Genomic DNA, 21692 nt, shown 5'->3' with positions numbered 1-21692 from the left:
GAGTGTGTTAATTAATCTGCAAAACTTTATGAAATTAGTTCTATAATAAATAAAAAGAATTTAACAAGAAGAAAATATGCTGAAAATTTTACTCGCTATTTTAGGTTGTATCATTGTTTTTAAGAGTAGTGCAGCAACGGTTACTGTTTATAATAACAACCAAAAAGTTCAAGAAAATGTTGTTGTTTGGTTAGCTCCAGATCAAGCCTCTGGCGTGAATATAAATAAATCACTTTTCACTATGACACAAAAAAATCGCCAATTTACACCACATATCTTAGTCGTTGAAAAAAACAGCCAAGTTGAATTTCCTAACGCTGACTCGATAATGCATCACGTGTATTCATTTTCTAAAAGCAAAACATTTGAATTAAAGCTTTATCGAGAACAACCACAAGATCCAATTACATTTGAACAAACAGGAGTTGTGGAGCTTGGTTGTAATATTCATGATTGGATGTTGGGTTACATTGTTGTTGTGGATAGCCCATATTATGCAATCACCAATGAGCAAGGAGTAGCATCGTTCGATATCCCAAATGGAGCCTATAAACTAAATGTTTGGCATGAAGGCTTTAGAGATATTAGCAACATAGAGTCGCAAAAAGTTGTTATAACTAACAATAAATTAAGTTATCAGTTAAAACAAAAACTAACTTTGCCTATTAGGGTTGAAGTTGATGAGTTTGACGATTATGAATAGTCTATTGGGCTTAGCCGTTGTTATTTGCTTGTTGAGTGTTTTTTCAGCCAACGCACAAGTTAAAGGTTTGCTGCAAGTAAGGGCAGTGCAAGCTGATTCACAACTAAGCTGGCAAGAGGGTGGAATTGGTTTATATCGCCATGATGCGGCTAATCAAGGTGTGGTTTTATCTCAGGGAATTATTGATTTAAGTGCAGATATAAGTTCTAGTTGGTCTGCCCATGCTGTAGTTAATTTATATCAAGACCCAAAAAGTACCTTGGGGGTTAGTCAGGCTTATCTGCAATATAAACCTTTAGTTCGCAGTGATTATAAATGGCATATTAAAGTGGGTGGCTTTTATCCACAATTGTCATTAGAAAACCCTGATATGGGCTGGTTATCTGCATATAACTATACCAATTCGGCAATTAACTCTTGGGTAGGTGAAGAGCTGCGAACGCTAGGTGTTGAAGCAACAATTAAACGCCCAGCCCGTAATTTTAATAGTGCCCATAGTTTTAGTTTGGTTGGTGCGACATTTAAAGGTAACGATCCTGCGGGGACATTACTCGCTTGGCGAGGCTTTGCTTTGCATGATCGCCAAACAACACTTAATGAGGCTCTCGCTTTTGCGCCTGTTGCGTCTTTAAATACTCCACAGTTACAATTTCAAGCAAACCAAGTTTTACCGTTTGAAGAGGTCGATGGGCGATTTGGTTATTACGTTGGTGGACATTGGGATTATTTAAAAAAGTCTCAGTTGCGAGTGTACTACTATGATAACAATGGTGACCCTGGCGCTCTTAATTATAATACGGGTCAATATGCCTGGGATACTCGATTTTTAAGTGTCGCATGGCTAAATAAATTTACACCGAAAACACGATTAATTATCCAAATAATGTCGGGTGGTACGGCTATGGGTCAAAACCGCGGCGTTGATACTCGATTTTATAGTCATTTTGCATTATTGAGTCATAAAATAAAACGCCACCGTTTCTCAGTACGTTACGATTATTTTGAGGTGACAGACAAAGACGATTGGAAGTTTGACCCTAATGCTAGTCATGGCGAGGGACTAACAGCAACTTGGCGTTATCAGCTTACACCACAATGGCAAATAGGTATTGAGGGGTCAGCGCTTCATAGCCAAGCAGATAACCGAGTAGCTATGAATAAAGCATCGAGAATATCGCAGCAGCAAATAGCATTAAATGCTCAGTTTCGGTTTTAGTTAGTAGAAAAAAGAGAAACATATAAGGGCTCTTGCGAGCCCTACTTTGTATTAATGGCTTTTTATTTTTTGTTAAAAGCGCGTTTCATGTAATTAGGTGTTGCGAGTGCACCGTGATGAATACCGCCATTGTAGTATTCACTATGCTCAGCAATAATTGCTGCGCCATCTTCTCTAAAACCGTTAAATGCTTCAGATTTGCGAGCTAGCGTCACTGACCATAAACCACTTGGGTAAATAGGTTGTGGGAATGGCAGGGTTTGCAAGTCGTTAAAACCAACACTTAGCATAGCTTCGCGCATTTCAACCAGTAGTGGCATATGCATAAGTGGCGATTCACTTTGTTGTACGAGTATTCCACCAGGGCGAAGTGCATTTAAACAGCTAGTATAAAACGCATGGTTAAATAAACCCTCACCAGGGCCTACCGGATCAGTTCCATCAACAATCACTACATCAATAGACTCACCAGCTGCTTCACGCATATATTTAATGCCATCGTCAAACATCACAGTGGCACGTGGATCGTTATTTGATTCACATAACTCTGGGAAGTACTTTAACGACATTTGGGTAACTACTTCGTCAATATCGATTTGTGTCACAGTTTCTACACTTGGGTGCTTAAGCACTTCACGTAATGTACCGCAATCGCCGCCGCCAATAATAACCACATTTTTAGGGTTTGGGTGTGCTAGTAATGCTGGGTGGCTGATCATTTCATGATAAAAAAAGTTTTCACGGCTACTCACCATAGTGCAACCATCAATGATCATTAAATTACCAAAGTCTGTGGTTTCAAACATTTCTACTTTTTGAAAAGGAGACTGTTTTTCATCTAACTTTTTGTTAATACGTAATGAAAATGCGCTGCCATCGCGGTCGCTAATTTCAGTAAACCACTTACTTTGATCTAAATTTGCCATAGTTGTTGTTACACTTTTGGTTGAGTATGAAAAAAGGAGGCAATTCTGCCAGTGCTTGCGCTATTGCTCAATCAAATTTTACGCTCTTTAGCGAATAAAGTTAGCTATAAAGAGGGGAAAGTTCAATTTTTGTTAGCTTAGCAGATAGTGACGTATTAAAATGCCCCTTTACACCTAATTTAATAAAGAAGAGTTGCCATGACTTGGGGTTTAGAAACAGCACGTGCTACATACAATGTTGCTCATTGGAGCGATGGTTATTTTGATATTAACGCACAAGGTGAATTGATAGCCTATCCGGATGGCGACCAAACAAAACCTGCCATTTCTTTAAGCCAGCTTACTGAGCAATTTAAACAGCAAGGATTAACCTTACCTGTATTGGTGCGCTTTACCGATATTTTAAAAAACCGTGTAGATACGCTCACCAATGCGTTTACTCAAGCGCGTAGCAACCGTGCATATAATGGTAAATACACCTGTGTTTACCCTATAAAAGTAAATCAACAGCGCTCTGTAGTCAGTAAACTATTGGCACACCCAAGTGGTTTAGTGGGGCTTGAAGCCGGTTCTAAACCTGAACTAATGGCAATTTTAGGTGTGGCAAAAGAGCCTATTACTATTGTATGTAACGGCTACAAAGACAGTGAGTTTTTACGTTTAGCCTGTATTGGTCAAGCAATGGGGCACAGCGTTAAAATTGTGGTTGAAAAACTCTCTGAGCTAACCACACTGCTGGAAGAAATTGATAATTTAGGTATTGAGCCTGCTATTGGTATTCGCATTCGCCTAAATTCGGTTGGTAAAGGTAAATGGCAAAATACCGGTGGTGAAAAAGGTAAGTTTGGCTTAACTGCAGGACAAGTACTCAGTGCAGTGGAAGTGCTCAAGCAACATAACAAGTTGCATTTAATGCAAATGGTACATTTTCATATTGGTTCTCAAATTGCCAATATTCGCGATATTCATCGTGCTTTGCGCGAATGTGCTCGCCATTTTGCTGAATTAACTCAATACGGTGTACCGCTCAATACTGTTGATGTGGGTGGCGGGCTTGGCGTTGACTACGAAGGTTCAGGCTCACGTAGTGCTTGCTCAATGAATTACACAGTTGAAGAATATGCGCGTAATGTAGTAAATGCATTTGCCGAGGTGTGCGACCAACATAACTTAGCTCACCCTGCAATTATTACCGAATCTGGCCGTGCTCTTACTGCACATCATGCGGTGCTTATTACCGATGTGATTGATGTTGAAAAAGCACCAAATCATTTAAACCCAGAACCACCTGTTAAAAACAGTGCCTTAGTATTGGATGAAATGTGGCAGTGTTTACAACGTTTGAACCCGCGTATGGCATTAGAGATTTATCATGATGCAATGCACTTATTTAGTGAAGCACACGATCAATACGTACATGGTTTAGTAAGCATGCTAGAGTGGGCGAAAATAGAGCAGCTTTACTTTACTATTTTACATCGCGTTCGTGCTTCATTAAGCTCTAATGCACGAGCTCACCGCGAAGTGCTGGATGATTTAAACGAAAAACTAGCCGATAAACTGTTTGTGAATTTTTCATTATTTCAGTCGTTACCCGATGTGTGGGGCATTCAGCAGTTATTTCCGGTTATGCCCATCGAAAACCTAACGCAGCCGCTTACTCAGCGCGCTATTATCCAAGACATTACTTGTGATTCTGACGGGCAAATACGTGAGTACGTTGAAGGTGCAGGAATTGAAACCAGTTTACCTATTCCTGAATATACACAAGGTCAGCAGTATCATATTGCGATGTTTATGGTAGGGGCATACCAAGAGATTTTAGGTGACTTACATAACCTATTTGGTGATACCGATTCAGTTCATGTTGAGCTTAATGAGCAAGGATATGTATTAACCAATGCCATTAAAGGTGACAGCGTTAAGGATGTATTAAAATTTGTTGATTATGATAGCGAGTTATTAGCTGATAACTTTGCCACTCAGATTAATAAACTTGATGTATCAGAGCACTGTAAAGAAGGTTACTTAGCCGAGCTTAATGCAGGGCTTGAAGGCTACACCTATTTTGAAGATTAATTTAGTTGCATAGTTAAGCGCGGTCATTTGTGGCTGCGCGATGTTTAAAGGAATAGAAGTAATGTCAGTTATTCGCAGTGTATTTAGTATTTTCTTTTACACAATAAACACTCTTTTTTGGTTTGTACCTATTTTTATTTGTGGCATCGTTAAGCTAATCCCAATTAAGGGACTTCAAAAATTAATGAGCTGGACGGCCAAGCAATGTGCCTCTATTTGGGTGACGTTTAACACGCTAAATCAAACGTTATTAACGCCAACAAAGCTAAATGTAACCGGTCTAGAAGAGCTAAAATTGAAAGATTGGTACCTAGTTATCGCGAACCACCAAAGCTGGGTGGATATTTTAGTATTACAGCGAGTGTTTAACCGCAAAATACCTTTTTTAAACTTCTTTTTGAAAAAAGAGCTTATTTACGTACCTGTTTTAGGTTTATGTTGGTGGGCGCTCGACTTTCCTTTTATGACCCGCACCAGTAAAAGCCAATTAAAAAAGAATCCTAAATTGCGTGGTAAAGATTTAGAAACGACTCGTAAAGCGTGTGAAAAATTTAAAGAAATGCCGGTTAGTGTGGTTAACTTTGTTGAAGGTACGCGTTTTACAGCGCAAAAGCATGCGCGCCAAAATAGCCCGTTTCCTCATTTACTTAAACCAAAAGCGGGTGGTGTGGCGTTTGTAATGCAAGCTATGGGTGAGCAAATTTCTAAGGTGGTAAATGTCACTATTCATTACCCTAAGGGCATTCCTACCTTTATGGATTTTGCAGCCGGTAAAGTAAAACACATTGATGTACATGTTGAAGTAAAAGGTGTTAGTGACGACTTAATTGGTGATTACACTAATGATCCTGACTTTAGAGTACGTTTTCAAACGGAATTAAATCGCGTGTGGGAAGAAAAAAACCAGACGCTCGTTAATTTAAAACAAAAATAAAAAATGAGCTAACAGTTATGCTAAAAAAATGGTTACCTAATTGGTTAAATGGCTTAATTGTTGGCTGTGTTTTATTCGCTAATTTAATAATATTTGGCGCATTAGTACTTATCCTAGGGTTAGTTAAATTGGTTTTGCCCATACCCGTAGTAAGTAAATTATTACACGGTGCGTACAAGGGGTGGTGTAAAGGTAACCGCTTAGGGCTATGGCTAGGCTGTAATGATATTAAAGTTAATATTAGTGGGGAGGTGAATGCCAATAGTTGGTATTTGCTAATCAGTAATCATATTAGCTGGCTTGATATTGCGGTATTAAGCTCATTAAATGCATTACCAGCTCCTAAGTTTTTTTTAAAAGATGAGCTTAAGTATGTGCCATTTATAGGCACTGGTGCGTGGGCAATGGGTATGCCCTTTATGAAACGGGTGAGCAAAGCGCAATTGGCAAAAAACCCCAATTTAAAAGGCTTAGATGTCGAGCGCACTAAGCGCAGTTGCCGTAACTTTCGTCATCATCCTACAACCATAGTTAATTTTGTAGAAGGTACACGTTTTACTGCGCAAAAGCATAAGCATCAACAAAGCCCTTTTCAGCATTTATTAAAGCCTAAGGCTGGTGGAACTGCTTTTGCCTTAGAAGTTTTAAACGAGCAATTTGACGCTATGCTTAACACTAGTTTAGTGTATAGCGGTAAGTCAGATCATGTGTGTCGTAATATTTTAAAAGGCGAACTAGAGTCTATTAATATTACAATTGAGGTGATGCCAATAAATACACAGATGATTGGCAGTTACCAAACAGATCACGCATTTAGAGCCGAGTTTCAGCAATATTTAAATAATTTATGGACAAAAAAAGATAAGCAATTAAGCGCTATTCATATTCAGCAAGCTAGTACTGAATTAACTCCCAGTAAGGAAATTGAAATACCATGACCAAAACACACCTACAGGAGCTAATTACTCCTTGGTTTGAAAAAGTCCCCGATGCTTTTTTTCTCAGTGCGATCACGGCCTCATCCATTGGCATCCTTTCTTTATTATTTGTTTACTTATTTACGCGTCGCTTAATGTTACCGGGTATTCAAAAGGTGGTGACTAAACTCTCGCCTGAGCGTATTGGTTCATTGTCACCGATGTTGACCAAGCTCAATAAACGAATTGCCTGCTTGTTATGTTGTGTACTTTTTTTAGCCACATTTGACAGTGTTTACCCCGTTAATGCAATTGCCCAAGAGATCCTTAAAACCATTGGCCAAGCATTATTAATTATTTATATAGGTTTTATTATTAGCAGTATAGTGAGTATTGCTGGCGCTATTTATAACCAATTAGATTTTGCCCGCGAAGTGCCTATTCAAGGGCTAATTCAAGTAGTGAAGCTGATCACCTTTATTGTGTGTTCAATATTAATTGTTAGTATTGTGCTTGAAAAATCGCCGACTTATATTCTTTCTGGTTTTGGTGCGATCGCCGCTGTTACTTTATTAGTATTTAAAGACACCATATTAGGTTTTGTCGCCAGCATTCAAATTGCCGCTAATCGTTTAGTGACCTATGGGGACTGGATCCAAGTAGATAACTACGGCGCCGATGGCGAAGTAATTGATTTAGGACTTAATACTGTAAAAGTGCGAAACTGGGACAACACCATAACGACTATACCCACTTATATGCTGGTGGCCGGTTCATTTAAAAATTGGCGCGGTATGCAAGAATCTGGTGGGCGACGTATTAAACGTTCTTTAAACATTGATATGAACAGCATCTTTTTAGTTGATGATGATTTTAAAGCGCAAATAGAAGCGGCAATACCACTGCAAGAATATATTCGACTAGGCACACTTCCCGATCCGGTGTCGAACTTAGGGCTATTTCGTCGCTATGCAGAGGGTTACTTAAAGCAACACAGTAAAATCAATACCTCGCTCACACTTATGGTGCGTGAACTTCAACCGCTTAACCATGGCCTACCGATTGAGTTTTACTGCTTTAGTGAAGACAAACGTTGGATATCGTACGAGCATTTACAAGCTGAAATTATGGATCATTTACTGGCCGTATTACCGGTGTTTGGACTGCGCGCTTATCAAAGTGTCAGTGGGCAGTTAAGCCCAGCTGACGGGGTGAATATGGCGGGCAAACCTAGTATTAAAGTGCCCAATAATGCTGTCCAAGGCCAACACCAATAAAGAGCAATAATAGCCACCAAATAGGTGGCTTTTTCATACGTAGCCACGTAAATGCAGCAATCACTAATGCAATATGCCACACACTATTAATAGCTGAAGTCCAAATGGGCGAATACAATGCTGCAGCTAAAAAACCAACTACGGCGGCATTAAGCGCGGCAATTGAGCTGGCAAAGCGGGGCTTACTGGCTAAATTAATCCAGCTTTTCTGAAATGCCAACATCAGTAAAAACCCTGGGGTAAATATCAATAATGTAGCTATGATTGCGCCCATTATTGGCTGCTCGGTATTTAGCTGCGCGCCTAAGTAGGTGGCTATTGTAAACATAGGCCCAGGTATAGCCTGAGCACTGGCGTAAGCCGTTAAAAATTGATCATCACTTAACGTTGGCACACCCGCTTGAAGTACTGGCAACACAACATGCCCGCCACCAAATACCATAGCACCAGCTTGGTAAAAAGGCGCAAATAACGCAAATTCTTGCCCTATTGGAATAAAGCTAACTCCAAGCAGTAGCGCAAATAAACTAAGTGCAACCCAGTTAACTTTCCCCTGATCACTGCTAGTTTGCTGTGATAAATCACTTAATTTTAAGAGTGGCCAGATAGCGCCGACTGCGGCCGCAATCAGTAAAATAATAATTTGTGTACCTAACATCGGCAGTAGAACAAGAGCTAGGGTGCTTATAACTGCAATTAGCTTAAGGATTAGGTTGCTGCAAAAGCTTTTGGCCATACTAAGGGTCGCATCGGCAACAATCACTACAGCAAAGAGCTTCAATCCGGTGATCACAGCAAAATAAACGGCGTCAAATTGGTGAGCACTAATAGCAAGCAGTGTCATTATTAAAAAAGAAGGCAAGGTAAAACCAATAAATGCGGTGATGCCACCGAGTACACCTGCACGCTCTACTCCAATTGCAAAGCTAACCTGACTAGAGCCAGGGCCAGGCAGAGCTTGACTGAGGCTTATTAGCTGTGAATAGCGACTGATACTTAACCAGCGCAGCGAATCAACAAAGTGATGTTTAAAGTAACCTAAATGGGCGGCAGGGCCGCCAAAACTCATGCAGCCAAGAAAAAAAAACTGCCTAAAAATCGCAATTAACATAGTGGCCATCGCCTTTTTGATAAATCATTAAAGTGTCACAAATAAGTATGACATTTTTATGAAGCGCTATCATTAGTCCGTATGAAGTAAGTAATAATACGTGTTTTACGTTACTCTTCATTTTTGGTTCATAAAAATGTTTGCATAATTGCAATAATAAATTCTAAATGAATAGGAAATTACCATGATGTTAACCAAATCACTTTTAAGTGTCACTGTCGTTGCCGTATTACTTTCTGGCTGTGAAATGAATAACACGGGTAAAGGCGCCGCTATTGGTGCTGCAGCAGGGGGAATTTTAGGTAAAGCTACAGGTAACCACAAAGATAAACGTATTTTTATTGGTGCAGCTATTGGTGCGCTAGCGGGTGCAGCTGTAGGTGATTACATGGATAAACAAGAGGCTGCTTTTCGTGATGAACTAGCAGGTTCGGGAGTTGAAGTGGTACGTGAAGGTGATAACTTACGCTTAGTGATGCCATCTAATATTACGTTTGCGACTGATCAATCTTATATTTCATCGGGCTTTCATGACACTCTAAATGCGATAGCAAGTGTAATGAATAAATACGAAAAAACCTACTTAAGTGTCGAAGGTCACACCGACAGCACGGGCAAAGATAGTTACAACATGACTCTTTCAGAGCAGCGAGCACAAAGTGTAAAAAATTACTTGGTAAACCAACAAATTATGGCTGCACGAGTAAGCACTAGCGGCTTTGGTGAATCACGCCCAATTGCCACTAACGATACCGCGAATGGTCGCGCGCAAAACCGCCGCGTCGAAATTCAAATAGTGCCTAATACACAAGGTTAATAGCTAAAACCGCGCAAATGCGTGGTTTTGTATATTTTAATGGCACTTTTGCCTGCGTTAGCTGTCACAAATAGTTCTTCGATAAGGACATATTTATGGCAGCGTGGCGCACGGCAATTATTTTATCAATATGTTTACACGGATTAGTTTTGCTTTTTGTTGCCACATTAAAAGCACCTGACATAAAACCACCGCAATTAAAGCTTATATGGTAAGTGTGCCAGCTAAAATTAAAGCAACACAACAAGTCCCTCAACAACGCGCTCATACAAATAAAAATACAGAGATTAAATCTATTGAGCTTATTAATGCAACCCAATCAAAACCACTAAGTATTAATTATAAAAAAACAGAGAAAACGACTAAGCCGCTAAATACCACCACGAAAAATACTCAGCCTGTAATTTTAAAGCCTTATAAAAAGATCGATTTAAACAAAGGACTCAACAGTATTTTACAGCAACAAACTGGCTATTCTGATACTGCAAAGAGTGACCCTCAGAAAAAGCGTATTACAGTTTCAAAAGAGCATCCAGGCAAGGTAAAGCCACTATTAAAAATAGAGCAGCAAAATATGCAATTTACCACTTATCAACGAGGTGATAGCTGTTTTAGGAAAGTATCCGTTGGTGCTGGGGTTATGCCAAAAAATGACTTGCCCGATAGTTACATAGCTGGTGTAAAGTGCGATAAAACTAAGCTAACTGAGGCTTACGATACCGCAATGAATAAATGGCTTAAAAAGAAGTAGCAACTAAAATGCAATCAATCTAAATTAAACTGTAATTCACATAGTTTTTGATACAAAGGGTTATTTGCCATTAATTGCTGATGAGTGCCTGTGGCTTTTATTTCGCCATTTTCCATTACTACAATCATATCGGCATGTTTTACCGTGGCCAGTCTATGGGCAATAATCAGCGTTGTTCTATTTTGCATTAAGTGCTCAAGTGCAGCCTGAACATGATGCTCGCTTTGCGCATCAAGCGCGCTGGTAGCCTCATCAAGTAGCAGTATCTCTGGGTCTTTTAAAATGGCGCGAGCAAGAACAATACGTTGCTTTTGCCCACCCGATAGCCTTACACCTTGCTCACCTAAGAAGCTGTTATAGCCTTGTGGTAACTGTTTTATAAATTCATCAGCATGGGCATGTTTAGCGGCTGCATAAACTTGCTCGTCACTGGCGCTTGGGTTGCCATAGCGAATGTTATGCATGACATCAGAACTAAATAAAATCGGGTTTTGTGCCACCATACCCATTTTGTTGCGTAAGGTGTTTAATGACAACTGTTTAATATTTATATTATGAAATTTAATTGTTCCGCTGGCAGGATCATAAAAACGCTGTAACAGTTCAAACAAGGTGGTTTTACCCGCACCGGAAGGGCCAACAATAGCCACAGTTTTAGCTGTTTCAATATTTAAGCTGATATTATTTAATGCGCTTACATCTGGGCGAGAAGGGTAATTAAAACTAATACCTTCAAGTGAAATTGCACTGTTACTGGTAGTTGTATGCAACTGATTATCTTGTGGAATTTCGGGATTTTGTATTTTACTTTCAACCGCAAGTAGCTCGAGTAACCTTGCTGCTGCTCCTGCGGCGCGTTGTAATTCACCGTAAACCTCTGCGACGGTGGCAACCGACATGGCCACCATAATGGCATAAAATACAAACGCGCCAAGTTCACCGCCCGTCATAGTGCCTGCGAGCACATCACTACCGCCTACCCAGAGCATGGCACTAATAGCGCTAAAGGTAAGAAAAATAACTGCTGCAATTAAAAACGAACGTTGTTTAATGCGGCTTTTGGCAACGTTAAAGGCCTTTTCAGTTTCATTAGCAAAAGCAAATTGCTCTTGCTGTTCATGGCTATAACTCTGTACAACTTTTATGTTTTGAATGATCTCACCAGCATAGGTGCTGATATCTGCAATCGCATCTTGGCTAGAACTTGCAAGTTTGCGTACCTTTTTACCAAAAACCAACATAGGCACCAGTACTAAAGGGACGCAGGCCACGACGACTAAGGTAAGCTTTAAATTAGTAACAAGTAGCATAATTAAACCACCGACTAACATTAGCGCGCTTCGCAGCGCCATAGAAAATGATGAGCCGATAATAGATTGTAATAAGGTAGTGTCGGTAGTGAGTCGCGACATCAGCTCGCCACTGCGGTTTTCTTCAAAATAACTCGGATGCAAAGTAACAATACGATTGAATACAGCTTTTCTAATATCGTTACTGACTCGCTCGCCAATCCACGACATTAAATAAAATCGGCTGAATGTGCCCACCGCCAATAAACTGATCAAGCCAATTAATACCAAAACAGCTTGTTGTAACTGCGCTTGCGAGCCGGCAATAAAGCCATGATCAATCACAAACTTAACGCCTTGGCCTAGCGATAAATTAACCCCTGCGGTGGCAAGTAATGCTACTAGAGCCCCTAAAACCACCCATTTATAAGGCTTAATAAAATTGAATATAGGGAATAAAGCGCTAAAGGCGGCTTTATCTGAAGCAGGCTTGTCTGTAGGCATAGTAGATTCTTATTGATGATTAAGGTATAGATATGGCATCAATAGATTAAAAATCAATAGTATTAAAAATCATCAACAGGGAAAATTATGACAACTAAACAGATAACAGGCGAGTTTACCGTGACATTAGCGCCTATAGAAGGGTATGCACATGGGCAGGAAGGCGTTAATTTAGGTCGGATGTCGATTGATAAACAATTTACTGGTAGCTTAACGGCAACTAGCCAAGGCGAAATGCTTAGCGCCATGACTCCCACCCAAGGCAGCGCTGGTTATGTTGCAATAGAGCAAGTGATAGGCGAGCTTGAGGGCAAGAAAGGCAGTTTTGTACTGCAGCATTTTGGGCTGATGGACAAAGGCCAAGACAGCTTAATTTTAAAAGTGGTGCCCGACTCAGGCACTGATGAGCTAGCAGGACTAACTGGCAGTATGAAAATACGGATTGAGCAAGGTATTCATCATTACGATTTTGAATACAGCCTATAAAGCAGGTATTTGTAATGCAAAAAGTAATCGAATTCAGAAAGTCCCGTTTTTTGGGTGGGGTAGATATAGTCGCACTAAATGATCGCATACAGGAATTAAGCCAAGACGGTTGGAAAGTAATAAACGCAGTGCCATTGACAGGCTTTTATGGGCAGGTGCATGGTTATGCATTACTAATTGAAAATGAAGAAATATAAGGGTTACTAATGGCGTTATCATTATGGTTGAGCTTAGCACTGGTGTGCATGATGGGGGCAATGTCGCCTGGGCCCAGTTTAGCTGTGGTATTAAAACATAGCTTAAGCGGTGGCATGAAAAATGGCATGCTGGCAGCATTAAGCCATGGTTTTGGAGTGGGCTTATATGCCGCAGCTTCACTGTTGGGATTAGGTGCATTGATGTTGCAATTTCCTACTGTGTACCAATTTTTAGTGTATTTAGGGGCAGCCTATTTAGCGTATTTAGGTTTGAAAATACTATTTTCAAAACCCAGCGACAGCGAGCTACATATTCAGCAAAGCGACGTGAGCAGTTCTAAGGCGTTACAAGATGGCTTTGCCATTGCATTTTTAAACCCTAAGCTAGCAATTTTCTTTCTGGCATTATTTTCACAATTTATTGACCCAGAGAATCTTACTCTAAGTATTGGCGTTGTTATGTGCTTAACGGTTTTCGTGATAGATACCGGCTGGTATTTATTGGTAGCCTTACTCACTGAGGTGTCTAAAAAGCGCTTTGGTTTTACTAAACAAAATATATGGTTAGATAGGCTGTTAGGTGCGGTATTTATTGCGCTGGCAATTAAAGTGGTTATTGGATTGTAACTATCAAGGTGGTTGAATTGTGTACAACTTATAATTAATGTAACTTAAAAATACTATAATTTAAAAGTAATAAAACTATGTCTAATATAACTTTAAAAAGTGCCACTTTTGATAACAAGGTAAAACAGTACTGGATGTGCTTAGCTGCAATATTTAGCCTTTTTCCAGTTGTAACTATTATACTTTTACCCGTTGTATTACTTTTAGTGTGGCTAGTCGCAAGTAGAGTATTAGCCGCTATGTCGGCCGATTTACTAGAGCGCAAGCTAGTGGTTAAACGCGGTATTTTATTTAAAGAAGAAAAATCGATTCCACTAGAAAAAATCACTGATGTCGGGTTGAGTCAGGGGCCGCTAATGCGCATGTTTGGCTTATACCGTTTAAGTTTTGAAACAGCAGGACAGTCGGGACATGGTGCGTTGGTATCGTTACTTGGGGTAGTTGATGCCAGTGAATTTCGTGAAGCCATTTTAACGCAAAAAGATAACCTCACTGCAGAACAACCCGTTCAAGCAAAACAAGACGAGCCACCAAGCCAAGTCGAACTGATTCGCTCATTGACCTACAGTGTAAAAAATATCGAGCAAATGTTAGTTACTTTATTGGATGAGAAAAAGTAACCAACAGCTCTCTTTGAAAATAGGTTATTTTTATTAAACCAATCTAAGGAAGTTATGAGCCTTAGATTGGTTTTCTCGTGTTTAGAGTAATTTACCCTTGTATTTCAGGCTGACCTGCTAGCATACGTAATTCTTTGCTGCGCTCGGTTTGCATTTCGTAAGAGGTTGTTTTTATGCTGCTTACATAATTCCACTTAGCGCTTGCTTGTTCTTGAGTGAAGGTAACTGTTAGATAACCTCGCTCAGCCAAATTGCTATAAGCCAAGTCGTTTACAAGTAAAGCAAGAACTTGCTCCATTTGAACTGTAACTTCAGGGCCCTGTGTATTTAGTGCTAAGTATTTTTCAAGACCTGGCGAAGACACTGAAGAGGTGGCAAACTCAACTCCCGCATTTTGTGATGCGGCTATTGGATTGCTCGCATCAGTTTTTAATTGCCCAGCCCAACCATTGTGAGTATCGCCGGCTAACACCACTAAGTTTTTTTGTGCAGCAATAGCTGTACCAAGCAGTACCTCACGCTCATAGGCGTAGCCGTCCCAGGCATCTAAATTGTAAGGTGCGGTGGTATCAACACGCGCACGCTCTGCATCAGTTACTGTTGGATCACCAGCTAGAATACGGCCTTTAATTTGTGCCAGCTCAGCAAATAATGCTGATGCTTGAGCAAGCAGGGCGCCAGTGTCAGCACCATTTGCTTGGCTTACTTGTAGGCTCACTAAAAGCTGTAGTACTTCAAACGGCAGGTGCATCTTGGTCATTAACACTTGTTGGCCAAGTACTTGCCATTTTGAGTTTGAGGTTGTCATACCATCGGTGAGCCAGGTTAGTTGTTCACTACCCAGTAATGCGCGTGTGGGCGAACTAACAGCACTAACAAAATCGCTTTGCCCTTGTGCGCTAGTTAAATCAAAATCAGCATAGTTGAGTTGTTCATCACGAGCGAGCACACGGGTATCTAGCATGTATAGCGACATTAAATTACCAAATTCAAAACGGCGATAAATACGTTCTTTATCGGCTACATTACGTATAGGCATCCATTCAAAGTAGGCTTGTAGGGCATGTAGTTTACGCGCGCTAAATTCACCTTCACCGTCATTATGGTTTTCTGCACCTTCACGCCAAGTATCATTAGTAACCTCATGGTCGTCCCATACTGTTATAAAGGCGCAATTGCTGTGAGCTGCTTGTAAATTGCTATCGGTGCGGTAGTGGGCATAGCGTTTACGATAGTCAGTTAAGCTAATAATTTCATTGCTGTTATCTTCAGGTAGTAAGCGACCTAAGCTAGTTGCGTCTTCAGTAGCGTAGCCATTATTTCCATATTCGTATATGTAATCGCCTAAATGGAGTACCGCATCTAAGTCAGGTTGCTTTGCTATTTCACCATAAACATGAAAAAAGCCAGCAGGGTAATTAGCGCACGACACAACTGCCAGCTTTACTTGATCAATATTGCCTGTTGGTAATGTTTTACCTGAGCCAATAGGAGAGGTTTTACCATTTGATTTAAAGCGGTAGTAATACGTTGTGTTGGGATCAAGGCCTTGTAAGTCAATTTTGAGAGTAAAGTCTGTGGCTGCACTTATATAGGCTTCACCATCGTGACTAATAGAGGTGAAATTTTCATCTGTCGCAGCCTGCCATTGCACTTTAATACGGCTGGTTGCTGGATCTTTTGGTGTAACGCGAGTCCATAAAATTAAGCTATCTGCTAGTGGATCGCCACTAGCGACGCCATGGTTAAAGCTAACGTCAATAAAATTATCATCTTCATCATCAAACCGACAACCCGTTAACCCTAACGATAAGACTGCGACCCCAAATCCTGCTGCCGAGGCTTTTAAAAAAGTTCTTCGTGTAAGCGTCATTGCTTTGTACCTATAAAGTATAAAAAGCAAATCGTACCACATTAAGGTTACTTTTTTGTTAAAAAAATTAGAATGTATTCAACACTTTCGTTGCATCACAGGTGATAACTGTCACATTTCTGTAACCTACTCGAGTCAGTGCCTCAGCACTTAATGTTGCACGCGCGCCACTAGCGCAATGTAAATAAATAGGACGGGCTGCGTCTTTTTCTATTTCCATAAGTTTCATTTCAAGTAACCCGCGTGGAATGTTAATTGCGCCAGTAGCTGCTTTGGTGGCATGTTCAGCGGGTTCACGCACATCAATCAGTAAGCCTTTATTTTGCTCAAGTTCTTTCTTTGCTTGTTCGGCATCAATACGGCGCTGATTAGGAGTAATTATTTTTAGTAAATCGGGAATGGGTGTAAGCATGGTGTTTATTCCTTAAAGCCAAGTTTGCGTAATAAAGTGATCATTGGGCACCAGCTAGTAAAAGCTGATTGAATTAAATTTACTGCGATAAAAGCTGTAAAGTAAATCCACTTAGGATCGTGATAAGTTTGCAATAAAAGCGACACAATAATCATTATGCCAGCGATTAGTCTGAGTGCATTGTTTAGTTTCATTATAGTAGGCCAGTTATTTAATTCAGTACAGCTACTATATTAGATATATCTATATTAGTAAAATCTAATGTTAGACTTTTCTAACCTAACGTCTTATACTCAGGCTCTATTTTAGAATAAGAGCATAGTATGAATATTGACTTTACTGCCATGGCCGGCAATGTAGAACAAGCTGAGCAGCTATTAAAAATTTTAGCCAATAAAAATCGCTTAATGATTTTATGTTCTTTGCAAGACTCCGAGATGAGCGTGTCTCAGCTTAATGAAGCCGTGCCATTAGCGCAGTCTGCGTTATCACAGCATTTAGCAGCGCTGCGTAAAGCAAATATTGTAGCTACGCGCCGCGAGAGCCAAACAATTTATTATCGTGTCATTGATGAAAATGCAGTCGTTCTGCTTGGTACCTTGTATGGGTTATTTTGTAAGGGCTAAGTGCGATGAGCTTAATAGACAATGCGGTAAAAAGTAGTTTAAGTGGTCGCATTCCGATTATTATTTTTGTGATGTCTTTGTTACTTGGGGTATTTGCACTAAATCAGACACCTCGAGAAGAAGAGCCACAAATTACTGTGCCCATGCTCGATATTTATGTATCTGCACCTAACGTTGAGGCGCCTGAAGTCGCTAGGTTAGTAACTCAACCGCTCGAAAAGTTACTGGCCCAGTTGGTGGGAGTTGAGCATATTTACTCAACCACACAAACTAACAGTACAGTGGTTACGCTGCGTTTTGAAGTAGGGCACAACCGCGAACAAGCTATTTTAGATACCTACGCAAAACTAAATAGTTATCAGCATACAATGGCATCGGTGATCAAAAGTTGGCAAATTCGCCCAATAGAAGTAGATGACGTGCCTATTGTGATGTTAGGTCTCTACAGTAAAGACCCGCAACTCTATGGTGATTATGAACTAACCCGTTTTGCTAACGAAATTGCTAATAGTTTACAACGCATTGAGCATACCAGTGAAGTTAAAGTAATTTCGGGGCGTACACGTACTCTTACCATCAATTTAAATGCCAGCGCACTGGCTGCCCATCAAACCACGGTAAACGATGTTTTTTACGCATTAAATGTATCAAACCAACTCACCCAAGTGGGAAATGTGGTTGATAATCAGCAGCAAATTGCTATTCAGGCAGGTGATGTACTAAGAACACAATCAGCGGTAGAGCAATTAGTTGTTAATGTGGTTAATGGTAAAAGTGTTTACTTGATGGACATTGCAACAGTAAGCGATGGCCCTGGTGAAACTGAGCATTACCAATGGTTAGCGCAATCTACTGATCAGCAGCAGTTGCCTATGGTTACTTTAAGCGTAGCCAAGCAAACAGGGACTAATGCGGTTGCTGTTGCAAATGATGTTCATACCATGATGAATGAACTTACAAATACCTTATTACCACCAGAAGTTAGCTATACAGTACTCAGAGATTATGGCCAAACTGCGAATGAAAAAGTAAATAACCTCACATCAAGTTTAGTGTTTGCAGTGTTTACTGTGGTGATATTTGTTGGCGTGTTTTTAGGTTGGCGCCCTGCCGTAGTGGTTGGGCTGGCGGTTCCTATTTGTTATGGCATTACACTCTCATTAGATTTTGCATTTGGTTACACCATTAACCGGGTGACCTTATTTGCGCTTATTTTATCATTAGGCTTACTGGTAGACGACCCAATCACGGGTATTGATAATATTAGTCGCTTTATAAATAACAAAGGCGATAAAAAACAGCATGTTGTTGGCGCAATGAGCGAAATTCGAAATGCCTTGCTTATGTCGACACTCACTATAATGGTGGCGTTTATTCCACTGGCGTTTATTACCGGCATGATGGGGCCATACATGGCACCTATGGCGTTCAACGTGCCCATTAGTGTCATGGTATCTACTTTGGTAGCCTTTTTTGTCACCCCATGGTTGGCAATGAAATTGCTTAAACCAAACACCCTAGAACAACCTGAGCTTGAGCCTAAAGCGGGTTTATACCAACGATTACTCAGTCCATTACTTGCCTCAAAAGTGCGAGCTAAATGGGTGCTATGGATAACATTAGGATTGTTTATTATCAGTGCCATGTTACCCGTGATGCGCTTGGTACCATTAAAACTCCTGCCCTTTGATAACAAAAATGAGCTGCAAGTACTTATAGATATGCCAGAGGGTACTAATCTAGAGAGCACAGCTGCTTTTACTAAGCAAATTCAAACCCTCACGTGGCAGTTAAATGAAGTAAGTGAAATAGCCGCATATATTGGGCAGCCCTCCAGCATGGATTTTAATGGCATGGTGCGTGGTTATTATCGCCGTGAAGCTGCTAACTTAGCAGAGCTCAGAGTATTGCTGGTGGATAAATCAGCACGAGATCATCAATCGCATGGGGTGGTTATGCGGTTACGCGAACAACTTGCTCCTTTAGCAAAAAATGGCATTGTTATTAAAGTGGTTGAGGTACCACCTGGGCCACCGGTGTTGAGCACTTTAGTCGCTGAAGTGTATCGTGATCCCTTTGTTGATAAGCATACCCATAGGCAGGCTGCTCAACATGTTGCAGCACGTTTACGCCAAGAGCCTCATGTTGTTGAGGTTGACACATCTTTAGTTGCCCCAGCCCCATTACAGCGCTTTATTACGGATAAAACCAAGGCTGCGCTCAGTGCTATTGCTACCCAAAATATTGCACAAACACTCAGTATTGCTTCGCAGGGGCAACAGGTTGGAGTGTTGTACGTAAGCGGTGAAACTCAGCCAGTTCCAATACAATTACAATTGCCTTATAGCGAGCGTAATCAGCTTTCACAATTACTTACACTGCAAGTAAGAGGGGATAGGGACTTAGCTAAAACCAGTAATGAGTTAGGTATAACAAGTGCCCCCAGACCTTTAGTGTCGCTTTCAGAGCTGGGAGAGTTTAAACCATTAAACGTGGCCGACACACTAATGCGTAAAGATCAGCGTGACGTTATTTATGTGATGGCCGAACTAAATGGACGCACGCCTGCAGAGGTTATTGCGGATGTAAATGCCGATTTGAACGCACGCAATGAAGGATTTGAAAAAAAGGCGTGGTTAACACGGCACTTTTTTAATAATGGTGGAACCGCGCCATGGCAATTACCGCAAGGAACTGATGTTAACTTTAGTGGTGAAGGTGAGTGGCGTATCACTATTGATGTGTTCAGGGATATGGGCATTGCTTTTGCCTTTGCGCTCAGTGCTATATTTATTATTTTACGGGTACAAACACAGTCGGCGAGTTTATCGCTGATTATCATGTCGGCTATTCCATTAACTGTGATTGGTATTATGCCTGGGTTTTGGTTACTCAATCAATTTGGTGAACGCACCATAGCGGGGGCTCCTGAGCCGGTATTATTTACCGCGACTGCGATGATAGGCATGATTGCCTTAGCAGGTATTGTCGTTCGTAACTCACTTATTTTAGTTGAATTTATTAACCAAGCACGCGCTCAGGGGATGGCAATAAAAGAGGCACTTATTGCTGCAGGGTCAGTACGAATGCGCCCAGTATTGTTAACCGCCGGAACTACTTTATTAGGTAACTTAGTGATCACACTTGACCCAGTATTTAGCGGATTAGCCATAGCAATTATTTTTGGCATCGTGGCGTCTACCGTGTTTTCGTTATTTGTTGTACCGCTTGTTTATTATTTAGTGTTTACAAACCCAGAGGAAGAAGCACATGCAGGGTAAATCAAAAGTTTTAGGCGCAATCAGTGCATTGGTTGTGGTTATTGTAGCTGTGCTATACATGGCCGGTAGCTTTAGTGATAAACAATCTGCAGGGTTAAAAGAGATTCCAGTTACTCAATATCAAGGTGAGGTGGTCACTGTTGAGCTGCAAACTATTTCGCGAACAGAGTATGTACCAGGGAGTGTAATTGCGAAACAAAACACCCAAATTTCGTCAAATGTAATGGCACAAGTAAGGCAATTTAAAGTGCGCGCCGGTGATAAGGTTAGTCAAGGTGACTTATTGATCACCCTAAAGCAAGATGACTTTAAAGCGATGCTGGCACAAAGTGAGGCAAATATTAATGCGGTGCAAGCCTCATTAAACCAAGCTAAAAAGCAACTTATTAGAGTAACTGACTTACAGGCAAAAGGGTTAGTACCAGTGAGTGAATTTGATGATGCTAAAGCAAAATTTGATAACTTAACTGCCAACTTAGCTGGAGCAAAACAGCAGCAAACCCAGGCACAGGTATCACTTAATTACACGCAAATTAAAGCCCCAATCTCGGGTGTAGTTGTTGAGCGTTTAGCCGAACCAGGCGATACAGCCACACCTGGTATACCGTTGTTAACGCTTTATAATCCAAAACAACTTCAACTTGCTTTTAATGTACGAGAGCAACAAGCAGTAAAGCTTAAATTAGGCGATCGTTTAAACGTGAGTTTGCCTTCGCTCGATATGACAACAGCTGCCAATATCAGTGAAATTATACCTGTTGTTGATAACGCTGCACGTAGCTTACTTATACGACTAGAAATTGAACCACAGCCTGGGATGATCCCTGGGTTATATGCACAATTGCATTTACCGTTTAAAAGCACCCAAGGTGTACTGGTAGATCCTCGTTGGATACATGATTTTGGACAGCTCAGTATGATGTATGTCATTAGCGCTGACAAAATTGAGCGTCGCTTTGTACGCTTAGGTGAGCAGTTTGATAATCAGCAACATGTTATTACGGGCCTTAAAGCTGGCGATAAAATAGCAGTGGATTATTAACCAA

Annotated in this window: 21 protein-coding genes; 15 read left to right on the top strand and 6 right to left on the bottom strand. The window is 40.7% G+C overall.

Annotation, left to right across the window (positions count from 1 at the left end; genetic code table 11):
• The first annotated feature begins 76 nt into the window (after positions 1-76).
• Together FHG08_RS02695 and FHG08_RS02690 are read left to right on the top strand one after the other, a co-directional pair.
• Entirely contained in the window at positions 77-703 is a 627-nt protein-coding gene (locus FHG08_RS02695) for a methylamine utilization protein (protein WP_138570699.1), read from the top strand.
• Positions 681-1919 (top strand): hypothetical protein, encoded by a 1239-nt coding sequence (locus tag FHG08_RS02690; RefSeq protein ID WP_178956729.1) that lies wholly within the window; start codon positions 681-683, stop codon positions 1917-1919. The genes FHG08_RS02695 and FHG08_RS02690 overlap by 23 nt, the downstream gene beginning before the upstream one ends.
• Before the next feature lie 62 nt (positions 1920-1981).
• Here the strand turns inward: FHG08_RS02690 and speE are convergent, their stop codons facing one another.
• Entirely contained in the window at positions 1982-2845 is an 864-nt protein-coding gene (gene speE, locus FHG08_RS02685) for a polyamine aminopropyltransferase (RefSeq protein WP_138608318.1), read from the bottom strand.
• 198 nt (positions 2846-3043) lie between these two features.
• On the opposite strand from speE, the gene speA reads away from it, so the two are divergent.
• The 4 genes from speA (at position 3044) to FHG08_RS02665 (ending at position 8052) form a co-directional block, all read left to right on the top strand.
• Positions 3044-4924: a biosynthetic arginine decarboxylase gene (speA, locus tag FHG08_RS02680; protein ID WP_178956728.1), complete on the top strand. Its 1881-nt coding sequence runs from the start codon at positions 3044-3046 to the stop codon at positions 4922-4924.
• Between the two features lie 61 nt (positions 4925-4985).
• A complete protein-coding gene (locus FHG08_RS02675) occupies positions 4986-5858 on the top strand; it encodes an acyltransferase (RefSeq protein ID WP_178956727.1) in 873 nt (290 codons plus the stop codon).
• 17 nt (positions 5859-5875) lie between these two features.
• Positions 5876-6796 (top strand): acetyltransferase, encoded by a 921-nt coding sequence (locus tag FHG08_RS02670; protein WP_178956726.1) that lies wholly within the window; start codon positions 5876-5878, stop codon positions 6794-6796.
• Entirely contained in the window at positions 6793-8052 is a 1260-nt protein-coding gene (locus FHG08_RS02665; protein ID WP_178956725.1) for a mechanosensitive ion channel family protein, read from the top strand. Before FHG08_RS02670 ends, FHG08_RS02665 begins: the two co-directional genes overlap by 4 nt.
• Here FHG08_RS02665 and chrA read toward each other — a convergent pair.
• Positions 8012-9163 carry a chromate efflux transporter gene (gene chrA, locus FHG08_RS02660; RefSeq protein WP_178956724.1) on the bottom strand — a complete coding sequence of 384 codons (1152 nt, stop codon included), beginning with the start codon at positions 9161-9163 and terminating at the stop codon, positions 8012-8014. The genes FHG08_RS02665 and chrA overlap by 41 nt on opposite strands.
• A 184-nt stretch (positions 9164-9347) precedes the next feature.
• Here chrA and FHG08_RS02655 point away from each other — a divergent pair, with 184 nt between their 5' ends.
• Together FHG08_RS02655 and FHG08_RS02650 are read left to right on the top strand one after the other, a co-directional pair.
• Positions 9348-9980, top strand: a complete 633-nt coding sequence (locus tag FHG08_RS02655) for an OmpA family protein (RefSeq protein ID WP_010392457.1) — start codon at positions 9348-9350, stop codon at positions 9978-9980.
• A 217-nt stretch (positions 9981-10197) separates the two neighbouring features.
• Positions 10198-10731, top strand: a complete 534-nt coding sequence (locus FHG08_RS02650; protein ID WP_256729580.1) for a hypothetical protein — start codon at positions 10198-10200, stop codon at positions 10729-10731.
• Between the two features lie 14 nt (positions 10732-10745).
• Here the strand turns inward: FHG08_RS02650 and FHG08_RS02645 are convergent, their stop codons facing one another.
• On the bottom strand, positions 10746-12524 hold the full coding sequence (locus FHG08_RS02645; protein ID WP_178956723.1) for an ABC transporter transmembrane domain-containing protein: 1779 nt from the start codon (positions 12522-12524) through the stop codon (positions 10746-10748).
• Between the two features lie 87 nt (positions 12525-12611).
• Here FHG08_RS02645 and FHG08_RS02640 point away from each other — a divergent pair, with 87 nt between their 5' ends.
• The 4 genes from FHG08_RS02640 (at position 12612) to FHG08_RS02625 (ending at position 14454) form a co-directional block, all read left to right on the top strand.
• On the top strand, positions 12612-13010 hold the full coding sequence (locus FHG08_RS02640; protein WP_178956722.1) for a DUF3224 domain-containing protein: 399 nt from the start codon (positions 12612-12614) through the stop codon (positions 13008-13010).
• A gap of 14 nt (positions 13011-13024) precedes the next feature.
• On the top strand, positions 13025-13207 hold the full coding sequence (locus FHG08_RS02635; protein ID WP_178956721.1) for a hypothetical protein: 183 nt from the start codon (positions 13025-13027) through the stop codon (positions 13205-13207).
• Between the two features lie 9 nt (positions 13208-13216).
• Entirely contained in the window at positions 13217-13834 is a 618-nt protein-coding gene (locus FHG08_RS02630; protein ID WP_178956720.1) for a LysE family translocator, read from the top strand.
• A 77-nt stretch (positions 13835-13911) separates the two neighbouring features.
• On the top strand, positions 13912-14454 hold the full coding sequence (locus FHG08_RS02625) for a PH domain-containing protein (protein WP_178956719.1): 543 nt from the start codon (positions 13912-13914) through the stop codon (positions 14452-14454).
• Between the two features lie 91 nt (positions 14455-14545).
• Here the strand turns inward: FHG08_RS02625 and FHG08_RS02620 are convergent, their stop codons facing one another.
• From FHG08_RS02620 to FHG08_RS02610, 3 genes are all read right to left on the bottom strand, one after another.
• Entirely contained in the window at positions 14546-16327 is a 1782-nt protein-coding gene (locus FHG08_RS02620) for an alkaline phosphatase (protein WP_178956718.1), read from the bottom strand.
• 67 nt (positions 16328-16394) lie between these two features.
• The gene (locus FHG08_RS02615) at positions 16395-16739 is read right to left on the bottom strand and encodes a rhodanese-like domain-containing protein (protein ID WP_138608299.1); all 345 of its coding nucleotides are present in this window, start codon (positions 16737-16739) and stop codon (positions 16395-16397) included.
• 5 nt (positions 16740-16744) lie between these two features.
• On the bottom strand, positions 16745-16933 hold the full coding sequence (locus tag FHG08_RS02610; RefSeq protein ID WP_010392474.1) for a DUF2892 domain-containing protein: 189 nt from the start codon (positions 16931-16933) through the stop codon (positions 16745-16747).
• 129 nt (positions 16934-17062) lie between these two features.
• Here FHG08_RS02610 and FHG08_RS02605 point away from each other — a divergent pair, with 129 nt between their 5' ends.
• From FHG08_RS02605 to FHG08_RS02595, 3 genes are read left to right on the top strand one after another with little or no spacing between them, the layout of a single operon-like run.
• A complete protein-coding gene (locus tag FHG08_RS02605) occupies positions 17063-17365 on the top strand; it encodes a metalloregulator ArsR/SmtB family transcription factor (protein WP_010392476.1) in 303 nt (100 codons plus the stop codon).
• Between the two features lie 5 nt (positions 17366-17370).
• Complete coding sequence (locus FHG08_RS02600; protein WP_178956717.1) at positions 17371-20646, top strand: efflux RND transporter permease subunit; 3276 nt, start codon at positions 17371-17373, stop codon at positions 20644-20646.
• Positions 20636-21688: an efflux RND transporter periplasmic adaptor subunit gene (locus FHG08_RS02595; protein WP_178956716.1), complete on the top strand. Its 1053-nt coding sequence runs from the start codon at positions 20636-20638 to the stop codon at positions 21686-21688. Before FHG08_RS02600 ends, FHG08_RS02595 begins: the two co-directional genes overlap by 11 nt.
• Positions 21689-21692: the final 4 nt, after the last annotated feature.

Origin of the sequence: Pseudoalteromonas sp. Scap03, from assembly GCF_013393115.1 — a bacterium.
Lineage (GTDB): Bacteria > Pseudomonadota > Gammaproteobacteria > Enterobacterales > Alteromonadaceae > Pseudoalteromonas.
Note: the sequence above shows the minus strand (reverse complement) of the source record. Positions and strands in the feature narration are given on the sequence as shown.

Bases quoted from the DNA above. Each gene is read 5' to 3' on its own strand.
- chrA (WP_178956724.1), bottom strand. From the start codon at position 9,163: ATGTTAATTGCGATTTTTAGGCAGTTTTTTTTTCTTGGCTGCATGAGT.
- FHG08_RS02600 (WP_178956717.1), top strand. From the start codon at position 17,371: ATGAGCTTAATAGACAATGCGGTAAAAAGTAGTTTAAGTGGTCGCATT.
- FHG08_RS02695 (WP_138570699.1), top strand. From the start codon at position 77: ATGCTGAAAATTTTACTCGCTATTTTAGGTTGTATCATTGTTTTTAAG.
- FHG08_RS02630 (WP_178956720.1), top strand. From the start codon at position 13,217: ATGGCGTTATCATTATGGTTGAGCTTAGCACTGGTGTGCATGATGGGG.
- FHG08_RS02690 (WP_178956729.1), top strand. From the start codon at position 681: ATGAGTTTGACGATTATGAATAGTCTATTGGGCTTAGCCGTTGTTATT.
- FHG08_RS02655 (WP_010392457.1), top strand. From the start codon at position 9,348: ATGATGTTAACCAAATCACTTTTAAGTGTCACTGTCGTTGCCGTATTA.
- FHG08_RS02625 (WP_178956719.1), top strand. From the start codon at position 13,912: ATGTCTAATATAACTTTAAAAAGTGCCACTTTTGATAACAAGGTAAAA.
- speE (WP_138608318.1), bottom strand. From the start codon at position 2,845: ATGGCAAATTTAGATCAAAGTAAGTGGTTTACTGAAATTAGCGACCGC.
- FHG08_RS02665 (WP_178956725.1), top strand. From the start codon at position 6,793: ATGACCAAAACACACCTACAGGAGCTAATTACTCCTTGGTTTGAAAAA.
- FHG08_RS02640 (WP_178956722.1), top strand. From the start codon at position 12,612: ATGACAACTAAACAGATAACAGGCGAGTTTACCGTGACATTAGCGCCT.
- FHG08_RS02595 (WP_178956716.1), top strand. From the start codon at position 20,636: ATGCAGGGTAAATCAAAAGTTTTAGGCGCAATCAGTGCATTGGTTGTG.
- FHG08_RS02670 (WP_178956726.1), top strand. From the start codon at position 5,876: ATGCTAAAAAAATGGTTACCTAATTGGTTAAATGGCTTAATTGTTGGC.
- FHG08_RS02645 (WP_178956723.1), bottom strand. From the start codon at position 12,524: ATGCCTACAGACAAGCCTGCTTCAGATAAAGCCGCCTTTAGCGCTTTA.
- FHG08_RS02615 (WP_138608299.1), bottom strand. From the start codon at position 16,739: ATGCTTACACCCATTCCCGATTTACTAAAAATAATTACTCCTAATCAG.
- speA (WP_178956728.1), top strand. From the start codon at position 3,044: ATGACTTGGGGTTTAGAAACAGCACGTGCTACATACAATGTTGCTCAT.
- FHG08_RS02610 (WP_010392474.1), bottom strand. From the start codon at position 16,933: ATGAAACTAAACAATGCACTCAGACTAATCGCTGGCATAATGATTATT.
- FHG08_RS02620 (WP_178956718.1), bottom strand. From the start codon at position 16,327: ATGACGCTTACACGAAGAACTTTTTTAAAAGCCTCGGCAGCAGGATTT.
- FHG08_RS02605 (WP_010392476.1), top strand. From the start codon at position 17,063: ATGAATATTGACTTTACTGCCATGGCCGGCAATGTAGAACAAGCTGAG.
- FHG08_RS02675 (WP_178956727.1), top strand. From the start codon at position 4,986: ATGTCAGTTATTCGCAGTGTATTTAGTATTTTCTTTTACACAATAAAC.
- FHG08_RS02635 (WP_178956721.1), top strand. From the start codon at position 13,025: ATGCAAAAAGTAATCGAATTCAGAAAGTCCCGTTTTTTGGGTGGGGTA.